The organism is Ruegeria sp. CJ6 (genome assembly GCF_056536665.1).
This window is the reverse complement of sequence record NZ_JBQFQB010000009.1, coordinates 103,143-118,544: the sequence shown is the minus strand read 5'-3', so window position 1 is coordinate 118,544 and position 15,402 is coordinate 103,143. Positions and strand designations below refer to the sequence as shown.

General features: G+C 57.1%; 18 protein-coding genes. 7 read left to right on the top strand and 11 right to left on the bottom strand.

From position 1 onward, the window contains the following. The 3 genes from ACR0BT_RS20135 to parC form a co-directional block, all read right to left on the bottom strand. Positions 1–91, bottom strand: a 91-nt coding sequence (locus ACR0BT_RS20135; RefSeq protein ID WP_036223564.1) for a GTP-binding protein, incomplete at its 3' end; no start/stop codon positions are given. A gap of 116 nt (positions 92–207) precedes the next feature. Continuing rightward, the gene (locus tag ACR0BT_RS20130; RefSeq protein ID WP_170392584.1) at positions 208–798 is read right to left on the bottom strand and encodes a hypothetical protein; all 591 of its coding nucleotides are present in this window, start codon (positions 796–798) and stop codon (positions 208–210) included. Positions 799–895: 97 nt separating this feature from the next. Continuing rightward, complete coding sequence (gene parC, locus ACR0BT_RS20125; RefSeq protein ID WP_170513470.1) at positions 896–3,244, bottom strand: DNA topoisomerase IV subunit A; 2,349 nt, start codon at positions 3,242–3,244, stop codon at positions 896–898. A gap of 200 nt (positions 3,245–3,444) precedes the next feature. Here parC and ACR0BT_RS20120 point away from each other — a divergent pair, with 200 nt between their 5' ends. From ACR0BT_RS20120 to ACR0BT_RS20095, 6 genes are all read left to right on the top strand, one after another. Continuing rightward, positions 3,445–4,062: an SH3 domain-containing protein gene (locus ACR0BT_RS20120; RefSeq protein WP_480763913.1), complete on the top strand. Its 618-nt coding sequence runs from the start codon at positions 3,445–3,447 to the stop codon at positions 4,060–4,062. A 69-nt stretch (positions 4,063–4,131) separates the two neighbouring features. After that, complete coding sequence (locus ACR0BT_RS20115) at positions 4,132–4,959, top strand: SDR family NAD(P)-dependent oxidoreductase (protein WP_170565036.1); 828 nt, start codon at positions 4,132–4,134, stop codon at positions 4,957–4,959. Positions 4,960–5,038: 79 nt separating this feature from the next. After that, positions 5,039–5,239: a twin transmembrane helix small protein gene (locus tag ACR0BT_RS20110; protein ID WP_170392587.1), complete on the top strand. Its 201-nt coding sequence runs from the start codon at positions 5,039–5,041 to the stop codon at positions 5,237–5,239. A 3-nt stretch (positions 5,240–5,242) separates the two neighbouring features. Then, positions 5,243–5,815: a cob(I)yrinic acid a,c-diamide adenosyltransferase gene (locus ACR0BT_RS20105; protein WP_170425243.1), complete on the top strand. Its 573-nt coding sequence runs from the start codon at positions 5,243–5,245 to the stop codon at positions 5,813–5,815. A 185-nt stretch (positions 5,816–6,000) separates the two neighbouring features. Beyond that, a complete protein-coding gene (locus ACR0BT_RS20100) occupies positions 6,001–6,759 on the top strand; it encodes an electron transfer flavoprotein subunit beta/FixA family protein (protein ID WP_170392589.1) in 759 nt (252 codons plus the stop codon). After that, on the top strand, positions 6,759–7,688 hold the full coding sequence (locus tag ACR0BT_RS20095) for an electron transfer flavoprotein subunit alpha/FixB family protein (protein ID WP_170402252.1): 930 nt from the start codon (positions 6,759–6,761) through the stop codon (positions 7,686–7,688). Before ACR0BT_RS20100 ends, ACR0BT_RS20095 begins: the two co-directional genes overlap by 1 nt. 63 nt (positions 7,689–7,751) lie before the next feature. Here the strand turns inward: ACR0BT_RS20095 and ACR0BT_RS20090 are convergent, their stop codons facing one another. Next, positions 7,752–8,570 carry a DUF6473 family protein gene (locus ACR0BT_RS20090; RefSeq protein ID WP_480763915.1) on the bottom strand — a complete coding sequence of 273 codons (819 nt, stop codon included), beginning with the start codon at positions 8,568–8,570 and terminating at the stop codon, positions 7,752–7,754. A gap of 163 nt (positions 8,571–8,733) precedes the next feature. Here ACR0BT_RS20090 and ACR0BT_RS20085 point away from each other — a divergent pair, with 163 nt between their 5' ends. Then, complete coding sequence (locus ACR0BT_RS20085) at positions 8,734–9,609, top strand: 3-hydroxybutyryl-CoA dehydrogenase (protein ID WP_170513461.1); 876 nt, start codon at positions 8,734–8,736, stop codon at positions 9,607–9,609. Positions 9,610–9,688: 79 nt separating this feature from the next. On the opposite strand, the gene ACR0BT_RS20080 is transcribed toward ACR0BT_RS20085, so the two are convergent. From ACR0BT_RS20080 to ACR0BT_RS20050, 7 genes are read right to left on the bottom strand one after another with little or no spacing between them, the layout of a single operon-like run. Beyond that, positions 9,689–10,588 (bottom strand): lysophospholipid acyltransferase family protein, encoded by a 900-nt coding sequence (locus tag ACR0BT_RS20080; protein WP_170392592.1) that lies wholly within the window; start codon positions 10,586–10,588, stop codon positions 9,689–9,691. Between the two features lie 34 nt (positions 10,589–10,622). After that, a complete protein-coding gene (locus ACR0BT_RS20075) occupies positions 10,623–10,892 on the bottom strand; it encodes an HPr family phosphocarrier protein (protein WP_170392593.1) in 270 nt (89 codons plus the stop codon). A gap of 16 nt (positions 10,893–10,908) precedes the next feature. Continuing rightward, positions 10,909–11,301, bottom strand: a complete 393-nt coding sequence (locus ACR0BT_RS20070) for a PTS sugar transporter subunit IIA (RefSeq protein ID WP_170392594.1) — start codon at positions 11,299–11,301, stop codon at positions 10,909–10,911. Next, positions 11,298–12,179, bottom strand: coding sequence for an RNase adapter RapZ (rapZ, locus tag ACR0BT_RS20065; protein WP_480763912.1), 882 nt, complete (start codon positions 12,177–12,179; stop codon positions 11,298–11,300). The genes ACR0BT_RS20070 and rapZ overlap by 4 nt, the downstream gene beginning before the upstream one ends. Then, a complete protein-coding gene (locus tag ACR0BT_RS20060) occupies positions 12,176–12,646 on the bottom strand; it encodes an HPr kinase/phosphorylase (RefSeq protein WP_223116927.1) in 471 nt (156 codons plus the stop codon). Before ACR0BT_RS20060 ends, rapZ begins: the two co-directional genes overlap by 4 nt. 3 nt (positions 12,647–12,649) lie before the next feature. Continuing rightward, entirely contained in the window at positions 12,650–14,359 is a 1,710-nt protein-coding gene (locus tag ACR0BT_RS20055; protein WP_170392597.1) for a sensor histidine kinase, read from the bottom strand. A 32-nt stretch (positions 14,360–14,391) separates the two neighbouring features. After that, positions 14,392–15,096, bottom strand: a complete 705-nt coding sequence (locus ACR0BT_RS20050) for a response regulator transcription factor (protein ID WP_170392598.1) — start codon at positions 15,094–15,096, stop codon at positions 14,392–14,394. Between the last annotated feature and the right edge of the window lie 306 nt (positions 15,097–15,402).

The window sequence follows — 15,402 nt, the reverse complement described above, 5'->3', positions numbered from 1 at the left end:
CTGCGGTCAGCGTGGTCTTGCCGTGGTCAACGTGGCCAATCGTGCCGATGTTGACGTGCGGCTTATTACGCTCAAACTTTTCCTTTGCCATTCCTCAGGCGCCCTTTTTGCAATTTGGGGGACCCTTGGTCCCGTGGTTACATCTGCGCGCGCGAGATATTTGGTTCAGGGGGGAAAATCAAGCACATCCTGAGGGAAATGCATCCATCACGCCGGATTTTGTGTGACAGCTTCGGTTTCAAGCGGCTGGATCAAGCTGGGACGCTTGTCAAACCAGCCATCATCCTTGTGCTCTTCGGCCAGCCACTCCTCAACCCGGTCGGCAACCTTCAAGGCCAGACCGTTCATCTGTTCTTCTCGGGTGCGCGCATTTCCTGATCCTGTAAGGGCGCTTTCACCGGTGGTATCTTCGAGCACCTGAAACTGCTTGCCTTTAGCAAGGAACTCTTTCTTTTCGACGTCATAGACGTTTACCAGAACGATGGCGGTGCTTTTGGGGTTGTAAATCACAGGAATTCCCGGAGGTGCCAACATGTAGCCCTCGAGACTGATGCCAATGTCGTATTCCTGCGAACCTTCATACCGGCCAAGCCTGATGTCCACTGCATTCTGGATCGCTTTGGTCCATTCATCCGGCGTAGCATCCCGCGAAACCGGTCCCTGAACGGCCTTTTCCGCAAAGGCATAATTCACGCGTAGCTTGAATTCACCCAGCGACTCGGGGTCTTCATAAACCTGCGTTTGGGTGCATGCGCCCATCAGGGCCAACCCGGTGATCAGTGTCAGAATGCGCAGCATGTCTCTCGTCTCGATAGGCCTGTTTTCTTTGGATGTAGCGCACCGATACGGGTTGTGCCAAGCCGTATCGGCAGATTTTCACCAAGCGGACAGCATATCACGAGAACTTGTAATCCCTCGGAAAGCCATAAGGTGCTTTTTTCCCGACACCTGCACGCTTGGCCAGCCATTGGGACATATCCGCCTCGTGCCGGGTTTTGTCGCCGCCCATGGACCATTTCAGGCCCTCTTCCCAGTTGAAGGTGGTGATATCGGATAACCCACCATCCAGTTCCAGTGTGCCCTGCCGTCCACGCGCCATGTTGTACTTCTGCAAGCGGACACCCTTACCACGGGTCATCTCGGGCAGCTCTTCTGTCGGGAAGACTAGGAATTTCCCGTTCTGCGAGACGACAGCAACATGATCGCCCTCAACCGGCTTACAGATCATCGCCGTCTCGTCTCCTTTGACGTTCAGCACCTGTTTGCCATTCCGGGTCTGCGCCAGAACGTCATCTTCCGGCACCATAAAGCCGTTGCCCGCATCTGAGGCCACAAGCAGCTTGCGCCCCGGTTTGTGGATCAGGATGTCGATAATCTGCGCCTCGTTCGGCAGGTCGACCATCAGACGTAGCGGTTCGCCCATGCCGCGCCCGCCGGGCAGGTTAGCGGCGCTGACGGTATAGAATCGGCCATTTGACGCAAAGACCAGCAGGCGGTCCGTAGTTTCCGCGTGGAAAATGAAACGTGGGCCGTCACCATCTTTGAACTTCAACTCGCGCTTCAGATCGATATGGCCGGTCATTGCCCTGATCCAGCCCATCTGAGAGCAGACGACCGTGATCGGTTCCTTGTCGATCATCGCCTCAAGCGGCACTTCCTCGACCTGACCTGCCTCGGCAAATTGTGTCCGGCGCGCGCCGCCTTCATAGTCTTTGCCGAAGGTCTTCTTGGTCTCTTTGAGTTGCTCGGCGATCTTGGCCCATTGCAGGGCGGGGTCGGCCAGCAGGTCTTCGAGGTTGGCGCGTTCCAGCATCAGTTCGTCACGTTCGCGTACCAGTTCCATCTCTTCCAGACGGCGCAAGCTGCGCAGGCGCATGTTGAGGATTGCATCGACCTGCACCTCGGACAGTTCGCCCTCACCCGGCTTCGGCGAGACGTAATCGGACTCATCGGTTGCGCGGACGTGATCGATGCCCCAATCTTCGCGCATCAGAGCGGCCTTGGGGTCGTCGTCGTAGCGGATGATATCGATCACCCGGTCGAGGTTCAGGAAGGCGACGATAAAGCCCTCCAATACCTCAAGGCGGTGGTCGATCTTGGCCATGCGGTGACGCGACCGCCTGATCAGCACCTCTTGCCGGTGGTCAAGGAACGCGCGCAGCACTTCCTTCATCGAGCAGACCTTAGGCGTCACCCCGTCGATCAGCACGTTCATGTTGAGGCTGAAGCGCACCTCAAGGTCCGAGTTGCGATAGAGCATGCCCATCAGCACCTCGGGGTCCACATTCTTAGAGCGTGGTTCAAGGATCAGGCGGATGTCATCAGCGGATTCGTCGCGGACATCGGCGAGGATCGGGATCTTCTTGGTCTGGATCAGTTCCGCGATCTTTTCGATCAGCTTGGATTTCTGAACCTGATAGGGAATCTCGGTGACGATGATCTGCCACTGGCCACGCCCCAGATCTTCAACCTCGTATTTACAGCGCAGCCGGAAGGATCCACGCCCGGTGCGGTAGGCCTGCGCGATATTTTCGGGCGGCTCGACAATGACGCCGCCGGTCGGAAAATCCGGGCCGGGAACATAATTCAATAGCGTATCGTCACGCGCATCCGGCGTCTTGATCAGATGCAGACAAGCGTCGCACAACTCAGAAATATTATGCGGCGGGATATTCGTCGCCATGCCCACCGCGATACCGCTGGCGCCATTGGCCAGTAGATTCGGGAACTGTGCGGGCAACACGACCGGTTCGGTCAGTGTGCCGTCATAGTTGTCGCGGAAATCGACAGCGTCTTCGTTCAACCCTTCCAACAGGGCTTCGGCCACGATGGTCATCCGCGCCTCGGTGTATCGAGAGGCCGCCGGATTATCGCCGTCGATATTGCCAAAATTCCCCTGCCCGTCGACCAGTGGATATCGGACGTTGAAGTCCTGTGCCAGTCGCGCCATTGCGTCGTAAATCGCCGCGTCGCCATGAGGGTGATAGTTACCCATCACATCGCCAGAGATTTTCGCTGACTTACGGAAACCGCCCGTCGCACTGAGTCGCAACTCGCGCATCGCGTAGAGGATTCGCCGGTGAACCGGCTTCAATCCATCGCGCGCATCTGGCAAAGCGCGGTGCATGATGGTGGAAAGCGCATAGGTCAGGTAGCGCTCGCCAATTGCGCGGCGCAGCGGCTCGGCTACCTCGCCCCCATTGTCAGGGGTCTCCATATTGGGGTCGTCGATCGTATCGTTCATACATGATGTGATACGACGCAAGCGCGCGCGGGTAAAGCAATCGGCGCATATTTTGCTGGGGACAAGTCGGGCTTTTTGCAACAGGGGGAGGCAAGTATCGGATTTCCCCCGCTTTTCGACTCGAAGCTGAATCTATGGTAGGGTTTCGTACATTAAGACTGCTGCCTTTTATTGATGTTACGATTGCCAGGGGGTGCGCCATGAAGCGCGTTATTGTTATCACTTTCGCCATGCTCGGCTGGAGCTTCTATGTGATGAGCGGGGGCCCGGATTTCGAACCGCGTGGCACCCGCGTCGAGCAACCGGTTCGCGTTGCCTCTGTGCCAGAACATGAGCCTGCATCCGACCACGCACCTCGGGCTGAAGACCTTGTGACCAACGTTGCCGCGCGCATTGTACAGGCGCGCGCTCAGCCCGAGCCACAAGTAGAGGAGGATGCCGCGGTCGTCCTGTCACAAGTCACCAACGATCCGCTGTCTCAGTTCTCTGCATTTGACGAGAACGGCGTCAGCTTTACTCTGGCTTCGCTTGAAGACGGAGCCGCCGGACTGTTGCAGGTCGAGGCCGAGGTGCAGGATGACATCACACCTGTGACTCAAGTCATCGAGCCCGAGAAAGATATCCGCGAAATCTCGGGCACGCGGGTCAATATGCGCGATGGGCCCGGAACGATTTACCCCATCATCGCCAAAGCCAAACTTGGCCAGCGCGTTGAGGTTCTCAGCGATTCCGGCACCGGCTGGCTGCGTTTGCGATTATACCCTGATCAGCGGGTGGGTTGGATTTCTGCCTCACTGGTTCGGAAACCAACAAACTGACGCAACTGTGTCATTGTCCTGACCTAAAGCTCGCCATAGCTATGGGCGAAGTACACAGGCGGGGGCAATATGCAGAAATCGATTCTGATCACAGGCTGCTCATCCGGGATCGGTCTGGACGCGGCGCACGGGATGCGCGCGCGCGGTTGGCGCGTTTTTGCCTCATGCCGTCAACAGCGTGACTGTGATCGGCTACGGGCACAGGGTTTCGACAGCCCGCTGATCGACTATACCGATTCCGATAGCATTACCTCAGGCCTGCAGCAGGTTTTGGACGCGACCGGTGGCACGCTGGATGCGTTGTTCAACAATGGCGCTCACGGCCTTCCCGGCGCGGTTGAAGATGTCCCAATCGAAGGGCTTCGCCTAATTTTCGAGACCAACGTATTTGGCTGGCACGAACTGACCCGGCAAGTGATTCCCGTGATGCGGGCTCAGGGCCATGGGCGCATCGTGCAGAACTCATCAGTGTTGGGACTGGTCGCGTTCCCCTGGCGCGGGGCATACGTCGCCACCAAATACGCCATCGAAGGCCTGACCGATACCTTGCGCCTAGAGCTACGAGACACCGACATCAAGGTCATCCTGATCGAACCAGGCCCGGTCACCTCGAAGATCCGTGTGAACGCGATCCCTGTCTTCGAACGCTTTATTGACTGGAAAAGCTCAGCCCTGCGACAGAGATACGAGGATACGCTGCTGAAACGCCTCTACGAATCCTCCGGACCTGACAAGTTCGAACTGCCTGCCTCGGCTGTTACCGCCAAATTGGCCCATGCGGTTGAATCCAAGCGCCCACGTCCGCGATACTATGTGACGACGCCCACATATGTCGCCGGATATCTGCGCCGTATTCTGCCCACCCGGGCCATTGATCGCATCCTCTCGGACATATGAGGCGAAATTACCTGTTCGCTTTTGCCGCTATCAACGCTAGATGACGGCTCAACAACTGAACAAACACGGACGGTGAGCTATGGACCTGACGATGGTCATACTGCTTCTGGCCATGGCGGCGGTCGTCGTCGTGCTGGTGATGGGCATTGCCAATTTTGGAAAACCCGGCAAAGAAGCCGCGCTGAAAAGCAACAAGCTGATGCGCCTGCGTATCCTGTTTCAGTTCATTGCGGTGCTGCTGATCGTACTTTACGTCTATTTGCGTGGGCAGGGAGGGTAAGGCATGGTCGTTCTCAACAAAATTTACACGCGCACCGGTGATGATGGGAAAACCGCTCTGGGCAATGGTGAGCGCGTCGCCAAATACTCCGGGCGTGTCGCGGCCTATGGCACTGTGGATGAGCTTAATTCCTTTGTCGGCGTGGCACGGACCGAAGCAGACGGAGAAGTCGAAGCCGCCTTGTCCCGTATCCAGAATGACCTGTTTGATCTGGGTGCCGATTTCTGCCGCCCCGACATGGATAAGGATGCCGAGGCCGACTACCCGCCCCTGCGTATCGTTTCCGCTCAGATCGACCGGCTTGAAGCCGAGATCGATGCGATGAACGAAGCGCTCCAGCCCTTGCGCAGTTTCATCCTGCCCGGTGGCTCACGTTTGGCCGCGCATCTGCATGTGTGCAGAACAGTTTCGCGCAGGGCCGAGCGGTTGGCGGTTGAGCTGACAAACATGGAGCCGGTCAATGAGGTGGCTGTCAAATACCTCAACCGCCTGAGCGATTGGTTCTTTGTCGCGGCGCGCTGTGCCAACAACGGCGGGCACGATGATGTGCTCTGGATTCCCGGTGCAAACCGGTGATCGCGCCTGCCGTCGGGAAACTAAATTTCGTTTCTGGTCCAAAAAATGACAAAACGCGACGTCTCGAAACCATGACGTGACGATTTTGCTCTGTCGCAGAACATCACGACCCGCTATCTAAGCCAGCGAGAGCATTGGTGGAGTCGCTGCGCGGCTTGCCGTTTTTGTAAGGAGCATACGCAAAAATGAAGGTACTCGTGCCTGTCAAGCGCGTGATTGACTACAACGTGAAAGTTCGTGTGAAAGCGGATGGCAGCGGCGTTGATCTCGCCAATGTAAAAATGTCGATGAACCCGTTCGACGAAATTGCCGTGGAAGAGGCGATCCGCCTGAAAGAGGCGGGCAAGGCCGATGAGGTTGTTGCCGTTTCGATCGGTGTGAAACAGTCGCAGGAAACCCTGCGGACCGCACTGGCCATGGGCGCCGACCGTGCCATTCTGGTTGTCGCGGCGGATGACGTGCATCAGGACATCGAACCGCTTGCAGTTGCCAAGATCCTCGCCAAAGTGGTCGAAGAAGAGCAGCCCGGCATCGTTCTGGCGGGCAAGCAGGCGATCGACAATGACATGAACGCCACCGGTCAGATGCTGTCGGCCCTGCTGGGCTGGAGCCAAGGCACTTTCGCATCCGAGCTGGACATCGAAGGCGACACTGCCAAGATCACCCGTGAGGTTGACGGCGGTCTGCAGACCATCTCCGTCAAAATGCCAACCATCGTGACCGTCGACCTGCGCCTGAACGAGCCGCGCTACGCGTCGCTGCCGAACATCATGAAGGCGAAGAAAAAGCCGCTGGATGAAAAAACCGCCGCCGATTATGGCGTCGACGTCACTCCGCGTCTGGAAGTCGTCAAGACCGAAGAGCCGCCAGCACGTGCTGCTGGTATCATCGTGGGCTCGGTTGATGAGCTGGTCGAGAAACTCAAAGAAGCGGGGGCTGTGTAATGGCTGTTCTTCTTCTCGCAGAGGTTAACAATGGTGAGCTGTCGGTTGACGCCACCGCCAAGACCGTAGCGGCTGTCAAATCGCTGGGCGACATCACCGTTCTGGCCGCAGGTGGTTCTGCCGCTGCTGCTGGTGAGGCCGCTGCCAAGATCGATGGCGTATCCAAGGTTCTGGTGGCCGAAGACGCCTCGCTGGGTCATCGCCTGGCGGAATCGACCGCAGCCCTGATCGTGGGTCTGGCCGATGGGTACGAGCATATCGTTGCCCCTGCCACCACCGACGCCAAGAACGTGATGCCGCGCGTTGCAGCCCTGCTGGACGTGATGGTGATCTCGGACGCGTCTGGCGTGGTCGATGCCACCACTTTCGAGCGTCCGATCTACGCGGGTAACGCGATCCAGACCGTGAAATCGAACGACGCCAAGAAAGTCGTGACCATCCGGACCGCCAGCTTCGATGCGGCGGGCGAAGGTGGTTCGGCGGCTGTCGAGACCATCTCGGTCGGCGAAAACCCCGGCCTGTCGTCGTGGGTCGAGGACAAGGTTGCTGAAAGCGACCGTCCTGAACTGACTTCGGCTGGTGTTGTTGTTTCGGGTGGCCGTGGTGTTGGCTCGGAAGACGACTTCAAACTGATCGAAGGCCTGGCCGATAAGCTGGGAGCCGCCGTTGGTGCCTCACGCGCCGCAGTTGACTCGGGCTACGCCCCGAACGACTGGCAGGTGGGTCAGACCGGTAAAGTTGTTGCCCCTGACCTGTATGTTGCAGTCGGCATCTCGGGTGCGATCCAGCACCTGGCGGGCATGAAGGACTCCAAGGTCATCGTTGCGATCAACAAGGACGAAGAAGCGCCGATCTTCCAGGTCGCAGACTTCGGTCTGGTCGCAGACCTGTTCCAGGCCGTGCCGGAACTCACCGAAAAACTCGGCTGATTTCAGACAAAGATTTCTCGACGAAAAATCTTAGAAGGCCCGCCACTGGCGGGCCTTTGCTGTTTATACGCCCAGGTCGTTGATCACTTGGGCAAGTGAGCCAGCGATATTGCGATGTGTGGCTGGGCCGATCATATGCTCGGCAATCGGTTGTTGCAGGGTGCCAAACAACATGTCTTCAAGCTCATCGGATACGCCGGACACCTGAACCTGCAAGGACAAAATATCCGTACAATGGGGTCTCAAAGGCTCAATCATCTCGGGGTTGATTGCAAAGCCGTCACCCGGTGTCGAATCCAAATCGCTCCTCTCCACTTGCAGATGCAAAAGCAGGACGGGCGGGCCTACTTCTGCAAGAAACTTGCCGAGCTTTTCGATCCAGACATTGCGCAACTCTTGTTCCACAAGTTCAATTCGGGCATCCGAGCGTGCCGACAGGCGGTTCAGCAAGTGCTGTACAAAATGGACATCCGTAAAATCTTCTTCGGGATACAGCGCAACCAGATCGGCATTTGGCGCAACGAAACGGTCATTGCGTCGTGGGTGCACCCGGTAGAATCGGTTCGATAGCCCCAGCATGCCGGGTAACTGCAGGACGCATATATCAGATCGGTTTGCGATCTCCAGTAGCCCTTTGTCCTGCGTCAACGCTTCGACACCGCAGAACAGGCTGCCAAGGTTGACGCATCGACGATCCAGACGACGTTCCAACTCATTGGGAAAGGGGGTTTCCACGAAACGGCCAAAAGTCTCTTCGCCCCCCAAACATGCCACATAGGGGTTGTTCAACGCCCTTTGAGGGCCCCTGAAACGTAGTTTCGAATTTTCATATTCGCACGTCGTTTCCGCGGAATGGACCGCATTGATCGATTGATAGCGCATCACACTCACCCAAATATTCACCCAACCGCCATTTTGCCGCCGCAAGTCTTGAGAAAGTCCTAATGCGCGCATTTGAAGCGAAATTGACTGTCCCCGTCCCCTTGCCGCCCATAGGGAACTGCCGATAATGTCGCCATATTCTGCGAACAAGGGCATCGAACAAATGGACGTAAAATCAGTCGGAGTGATCGGCGCTGGACAGATGGGCAACGGGATTGCTCATGTTATGGCGTTGGCAGAGTATGATGTTCTACTGAACGATGTCAGCCAGGACGCGCTAAACAGCGCTATGGCAACCATTGAAACCAACCTGGCGCGTCAAGCGTCGCGCGGCAAAATCTCGGATGATGCAGTGAAATCCGCGTTGAGTCGGATCACGACGACGCTGAATCTGCCGGATTTGGGGCAGACCGATCTTGTAATCGAAGCCGCGACCGAGCGGGAAACGGTGAAACAGGCAATCTTTGAAGACCTGTTGCCGCACCTACAGCCACATACGATCCTGACATCGAACACTTCGTCGATCTCAATTACCCGGCTGGCCAGCCGCACCGACCGGCCCGAACGTTTCATGGGATTCCACTTCATGAACCCGGTCCCTGTGATGCAGCTCGTCGAGTTGATCCGGGGCATCGCCACCGATGAAGCAACCTTTAACTCCTGTAAAGCCGTAGTGGACCGGCTTGGCAAAACCTCAGCCAGCGCCGAAGATTTTCCGGCCTTTATCGTGAATCGCATTCTGATGCCTATGATCAATGAGGCGGTTTACACATTGTATGAAGGTGTCGGGAATGTGCAGTCCATTGACCAATCGATGAAACTGGGCGCAAACCACCCTATGGGCCCATTGGAACTAGCGGATTTCATCGGCTTGGATACCTGTTTGGCGATCATGAACGTGTTACATGACGGACTGGCAGACACCAAGTATCGTCCCTGCCCGCTGTTGACGAAATATGTCGAAGCCGGATGGCTGGGACGCAAAACCGAACGCGGGTTTTATGATTATCGAGGCGAGGTTCCGGTACCCACACGGTAGAATCTGAGAGGGCCAGCCCTCTCTTGAGCCTATGGCTCAATTCACTCCCGAGATATTTTTGGCCAGATGTAGGGGCAGATCAGGATTTGAGCGTCTTGCCCAGCGCCATGGTGTGATCACGAAGCCATGCCATGAAACCGCGGGGGTCGCGTTCCAGCAGGTCCATGTCTTTATCCGAAATCGGGTCACCGATCACCGGCGACTGGGGCCTGTTGCAGGATCGGACGATTTCGTGCAGCAGTAGGCCCTGGCGCAGGATAGGCGATATCCGGTTGGCAATTTGATACCAGCGCGAGTTGCTGCCGGGGAAAAAGATCGGCACGACCTTGGCACCCGACCTACGGATCATCTTCGCGGTGAAGACATTCCACTCCCGCTCGATGGCTGGTCCGAACCAATCATCCGAAGACATCACAACACCTGACGGGAATAACGCGACAACGCCCCCATCTGCCAGATGTTTCATCGTCTTGCTGCGCATCTCGAGCATCTTGGCCTGCGCTTCAGGATCATGCGGGAACGGCACCGGGATCATGAATGAGGTCGCAGCTTCATCCAACCCGGTCAGGACTGAGCGGGTCAGGATGCGATAGTCACTGCGGACCCGACCGATGAGTTCAGCGAAGATCATGCCATCAACCATGCCGTGCGGATGGTTCGCGACGACCACTACGGGGCCTTCTTTTGGGATGCGGGCGATCTGTTCGGCTGGGGTTGTCAGCTCGATACCCATGGTCTTGAGCGCACCGCCCCAGAACTTCTGACCTCGATAGCGTTCGTTCTGCTTCTCGAACTTGTTGACCATGCGCAAGATGGTCAGCTTGCCTGTGCACCATTCGATGGCGCGAATGGCCGTAGACGTCCAGGCATCGTCAAACGAGTTGGCGTAGGTCAGGGTTCTGCGGTCGTAGATTTCACCCTGATCGGTGTCGTGATCCACTACAGGACCTGTCTTGGTATCGTGCGTGGTTTCCGCCAATTGCCTTGTCTTTCCGTCCTTGGTGTCGTGGCTGTCAGAACCCTTCGCCGAACTTATCGTTCACCAATGTTTCCAAAGCCTCTGCCAACGCCTCAGCATCCGGGCCGGACGTCTCGACGTCAATAGTGCTTCCGCGCGACGCTGCCAACATCAAAAGACCCATGATACTATCGCCCGAGGCAGAAAGCCCGTCTCGTGACACCTCGGCGCGCGCATCAAAGCCCTCGACCACCTCGACCAGCTTGGCAGAAGCGCGGGCGTGAAGGCCCTTTTCATTGATAATTTTCAAACTCTTGGTCGTCATATGAGTCTATCCGGTGTCAATCCAATGTCACATTTTGCGCATTGATGTACTTTCGTCCAGCTTCCAAAGCCAAACGCACGGCCTCGGCCAGTGGCAAGTGGCGACTTTTGGCCAGTTTGATCAGCATGGGAAGGTTGGCCCCGTAAAGGATTCGCCGGTCTTGTGGCGCACATGCGCGCAGGCTCAGATTCGAGGGGCTGCCGCCAAACAGATCGGTCACCACAACGACGCCATCGCCCATATCGACCTCGTCCGCCGCGCGGCAGATTTCAACTTGTTTCGCTTCGCGATCATGGTCGGCTTCTATCGGGATGGCCACCAGTCCGGGTTGCTTTCCAACCACATGCTGCGTGGCCGCAAGATACTCCTGAGCCAACCCACCATGTGCAACAATAACGATCCCGATCACTCCGGCCTCACATTCATCGCGCGTCGTTCCATTTCGCGATGCCTAATTGCCACCTGCTGCCCCCCTTCTGCAAGGGCCTTTGCAACTGCTTCAGCCACCGCGACCGAGCGGTGCTGCCCTCCGGTGCACCCAAATGCAACTGAAAGGTGCGCTTTGCCTTCCTCACGGAAGGCCGGAAGCAGTTCGATCAGCAGGTCGACCACCCGGTCAAAGAAGACGCCATAGTTTGCATCTGATTGAACATAGGCCGCCACATCCGAGTTTCGACCATCCGCATCCCGCAGTTCAGGCCGCCAGTATGGATTGGCCAGAAACCGGCAATCGAACACCATGTCCAAACCGCGCGGCAAGCCCCGCTTGTACGAGAAGGATTCGATCGACACCGCCAGATGCCGCCCGCCCTTTGGGGCGAACCAGCGTTCGACCTCTTCCCGCAGCTGATGCACATTCAACGCGCTGGTGTCGATCAGCGTGTCGGCAAACTCGCGAATTGGGGCCAATAGTTCCTTCTCCTGACAAATGCCGGTTTCCGGGCTGGCATCAGTCGCAACCGGGTGACGGCGGCGGGTTTCCGAGAAGCGACGCAGCAGCACCTCGTCACTGCAATCCAGATAGAGGATCGTCAGGTCGACATTCTCCATCCGGCCCAGTTTGGCGGCAAGTTCGATAAACCCGGTGGTTGAAAAATCGCGGTTGCGCGCGTCGATACCCAAAGCCATTGGGCGCGCAGGCTCCGAATTGTCGACGAGGCGAGCCAGCAACCCCATCGGCAGGTTGTCAATCGCCTCGAACCCCAGATCTTCAAGCACATGAATTGCGGTCGATCGCCCTGCACCGGAAGGACCTGTTATCAGAACGACGCGCTGTTGTGCTGTCATGTATTCGGCCATTCCGGGGCTACGCGCCCCATTTTCACAAGTTGAATAAGTCCTGCAGCCAAATTGGGCACGCCAGCCCCCCGAAGCAAGGGAACAGTTTGCTTCAACACAAGAATTTCAGCGGGTTCAGGTAATCGCGCGGGCTCGGGTTGGTCCATATCCACAACAAATGCCAATCGGACCGGCCTCGCGGCTTCAGCTCGCAGTAACCCGATGCCGCGCGCTTCAATCAGGCCGCGGATCTGCGGAAGTCCAGCTGCCATCACGTGATCGGCCTGTCCAGTCAATTCGACCCGGTCATCCGCGACAAGCTGCGCCCCAAGCGCCATCATCTGTAGCGCCAAAGAAGATTTGCCCGTACCCGAGGCGCCAATGATCAATAAGCCTTTTTCCTGAACCACAACACAGGTCCCATGAATGCAGGCCGACCCTTGACCTGCTATCTCAGAAAGTGGGGTGGTGCTCATAACCTAGACGGGAAGCCCGACAACAAACCGCGCACCTAGCGGGTCCGAGGTGATATCGGCTTCGGTCGGACGGATGTTTTCTGCCCAGATCACACCACCATGCGCCTCGACGATTTGTTTCGAAATCGCCAATCCAAGGCCCGAATTGTTGCCGAAATGCTCTTCGGGGCGTTCGGAGTAGAAACGCTTGAAGATCTTGGTCAGCGCCTGATCAGGAATGCCGGGACCGGTGTCTTCAACCACTACGAGCACGCGGTTGTCACGACGGCGGACCCAGACCCGGATGGCGTCTTTGTCCTCACAGAACGAAATCGCATTGGTGATCAGGTTGACAAAGACCTGCGCCAGACGCGCCTCGAGCCCATTGACCACGATGGGGTCCGAGGGAAGGTCTGTGATATATTCGATGCCTTTCGAACGGGCATCTTCACCCAGAAACTGGCTTATGTTCCCAAGCAGATTGAGCAGGTCAAAGGGCTGCTCTTCTTCTTTCACCAGTTCCGCGTCCAGCCGCGATGCGTTCGAGATATCGCTGACCAGTCGATCCAATCGCCGCACATCATGCTCAATCACGCCCAATAGCTTTTCGCGCTGATCATCGCGTTTGACCATGCGCATGGTGCCCACGGCGGATTGCAGGCTGGCCAACGGGTTCTTGATCTCATGCGCGACATCGGCCGCAAATTGTTCGTTCGCGTCAATGCGGTTATAAAGCGCCGTGACCATCCCGCGCAAAGCCTGGCTCAGGCGGCCGATTTCATCCGGACGCGCACTGAGATCCGGGATGCGGATACGTCCGGGGTTCACTCCGGCTCCGCGGTCCTTGCCCATCTCGGCAGCGGCGGCCAGATCAGCAAGAGGATTGGCAATCGTTGAGGCCAAAACGAGGCTCAGACCTATCGAGACCAGCAGTGCCACCACAAACATCTGAAGGATCCGCTCTTGCTCCTTGCGGGCCAGCGCATCGATCTCGCCTGCCGGGCCCGCCATAGCAACGGCACCCACAGGCGTATCGTCCAAGAGGATCGGGGCCACCGCGACAATCACCGTCTTGCCTTTATCGTCGTGTACGGCCTGTACTTGCAATCCGCCGTTCAGCGCCTGCGGGATCATTTCCTGCACCCGTTGCGCCAGCGTCGGAGCTTCGCTTTCGGAAGAACCGCTAAAGACCGCAGACACACCGTTCCAGACCGCATTCAATGCGTCGCTGATCAAAGTGCTTCCAGTGGCGCTGTCGGCGTCCTGATGCAAAAGGCTGGGCAATTTGTCGGCCATGGACGCCCCGCGTGTCCAACCGATCAGAGTGCCCGTGCCGTCATAGACAAAAACCTCGCCGCCTTCGGGCAAGCTGAGACCCGCTAGCGTATCACGGACATCCAATGTGCCTGCACCATTGGCAGAGGGTTGACGCAGCTGGGTTTCAAAAACGTTGCTGACAAGTTGCGCATCACCGACCAGGTTCTGCGCGGTCTGTTGAACCCGTTCTTTTCGCGTGTCGTCCAGATACAGCAGCCCTGCAACCAAAATGACAAGGGCAATGAGGTTGAAGGTGATAATCCTGCGCGCCAAGGGCGAATAGCGCATCGAAAACAGGTTTCGTCGCGAACGCTTGGCCTGTAGCTCGGCAGCATCAGGGTCTTGAGGGATGACCCAGTCATCCCCAAGAACGACGTCTGCGTCGTGCACTTGGTTGGCTTGTTCAGTATCGCGCACGAGACCCCTTCGGCTTGATAAAACGGCCGCGCCTATTCTTCGTTATAACGATACCCGATACCGTACAGCGTTTCTATCGCCGAAAACTCGGGATCGGCTGCGCGCATCTTCTTACGCAGTCGCTTGATATGACTGTCAATGGTGCGGTCATCCACGTAGACCTGATCATCATAAGCGACATCCATCAGCTGATCGCGGCTTTTGACAAAGCCCGGACGTTGCGCCAAGGCCTGCAGCAGCAGAAACTCGGTAACTGTCAGCGAGACATCATTGCCTTTCCAGCTGACTGCGTGGCGCAGCGGGTCCATCCGCAGCTCGCCCCGCTCCATCACTTTTGTATCGCCCGAGGCCGCGTTGGTCACATCACCATCGACCGCTTCCTGACGGCGCAACAAGGCGCGAATCCGTTCGACCAGTAGCCGCTGAGAGAACGGTTTTTTGACGTAGTCATCTGCACCCATGCGCAGACCCAGAACCTCGTCAATCTCGTCATCTTTGGAGGTCAGAAAAATCACGGGCATCTGGGTTTTCTGCCGCAGCCTTTGCAGAAGATCCATGCCGTCCATCCGCGGCATCTTGATATCCAGTACGGCCATGTCTGGCAGCTTTTTGTTGAAAGCGTCCAGCGCAGCCTGACCATCGTTGTATGTTTCGACCTCAAACCCTTCGGCTTCGAGTGTCATGGACACGGACGTCAGGATATTTCTGTCGTCGTCCACCAGTGCAATCTTTGACATCGGGTTCACCCCTATTCCTGCTCACTCGCGCAATAATACGCTTTTTTGTAAGGCATTGTTGGCGGTTTTGAGCCACCGAATCAACTCGTAACCTCGAATCGTGCCATTCTTGCGGCAGGTATGCGGCAAATTTGCCTTGCTGCGCCCAAATAGCTGCCTTGATTTACGGCAGACAAATCGTGATGGCGCTAAACCTCAACTTGGTTGCGCTAACTACCCCCAACCCTCCTGTTCATGTCCCAAAATACCGTGATAAGAGGCGCTTGACCGCCGGCTCTTTCCGGTATCCGCCCCAATGGTGCACCC